The 1,043-nt window shown below is 69.7% G+C and carries 2 protein-coding genes; both read left to right on the forward strand.

Features of this window, described 5'->3' with window-relative positions:
- Nucleotides 1–110 precede the first annotated feature (110 nt).
- Nucleotides 111–377, forward strand: coding sequence for a hypothetical protein (locus KPL59_RS35285; RefSeq protein WP_226363379.1), 267 nt, complete (start codon nt 111–113; stop codon nt 375–377).
- Nucleotides 378–486: 109 nt separating this feature from the next.
- Entirely contained in the window at nt 487–669 is a 183-nt protein-coding gene (locus tag KPL59_RS35290) for a hypothetical protein (RefSeq protein ID WP_226363380.1), read from the forward strand.
- The last annotated feature ends 374 nt before the right edge of the window (nt 670–1,043 follow it).

Raw genomic sequence — 1,043 nt, forward strand, 5'->3', positions numbered from 1 at the left:
CCGGACGCGGCGGAGGATGCGCAGTCGTGGGCGGAGGCGATGACTGACCTTGGCCTGCATCGGATCGGGTCGGGTGTTCCCCGTTCGAGACGCGGTTGAACATGTGGCGGATGCCTGCGGGGCAGTTGCGGGCGTCGCTGCACAAGCTCGCGAAAACCGATCACCGCTTCTATGACGTGCTGCAACGTGGCCTGTTGCATCTGGTGGTGGATGCCCCGAAGGGGCCGCCGGGATCGTCGGTGGAGTTCCTGGAGCGTCTGGACGGGCGGTGGCTGAGTGAGGCGTGGGCGGGGCACGCGGTGGAGTCGCGGCAGGTCCGGGCGTTGAGTAAGCCGTCGGGTGGCGGGTCGGGTCGTCGTCGCTGGATGCGGACCTGATGCTGTTCTGCGGCCTGTTCCGGTCGTTGGGCGCGGACTTCGATCGGGGGGCGCCGTTGTCGGACTTCGACGCGTTGTATGTGTCGGTGCGGGCACGACTGATGAGGTCGTGGCGGCGGCGAAGACGGCGGTGCTGATCGAGCTGCTCACCCACGAACTCGGCGGTGCTCGTTCCGGGGCTGCGGGCGGCGTCAGGCGTTGTTCGTGCTGGACGATCTCGGCGGTCTCGGGTGAAGTTGCGGGCAGTGTCATCAACCTTGTTGAGCGGCTGCGCTCATGGGTGGTGCGGTGATCGTGTCGGCGCAGCCGGTCGAGGGCCTGGCCGAGTCGCCTCAGGAACGGAACCGGCTGCTCGGGGCGATGGGTGGCGGGGTGCTGGTGGGGCGGACGACGAATGCGGAGGAGTTGGCGGCCCGGTCGGGACCAGGATGGTCGGGGAGGTCGGGTTTGCAGCTGGTCGGCGCCGGGTCGGACGAGGGCTGGGGCGCTTCGGTGTTCTCCGGTGGGTACAGCGGGGCGGGGACGGTGCGCCGCCAGCACGCGTTCCTGTTGGATCCGAACCGGTGCGGCAGATGCCGCCGCACCACCTCGCGTGGGCGAGCCCGGACAAGGTCGTCTACGGGCTGGTGACGCCGCTGTCGGGCGGTCGCGGGTGCTGGACGAGGC

The sequence above is a fragment of the Pseudonocardia sp. ICBG1142 genome (genome assembly GCF_020496255.1).
Taxonomy (GTDB): domain Bacteria; phylum Actinomycetota; class Actinomycetes; order Mycobacteriales; family Pseudonocardiaceae; genus Pseudonocardia.

What these genes read in the sequence shown, in the direction of transcription:
- KPL59_RS35285 (WP_226363379.1), top strand. Translation starts at nt 111, where the DNA reads ATGCCTGCGGGGCAGTTGCGGGCGTCGCTGCACAAGCTCGCGAAAACC.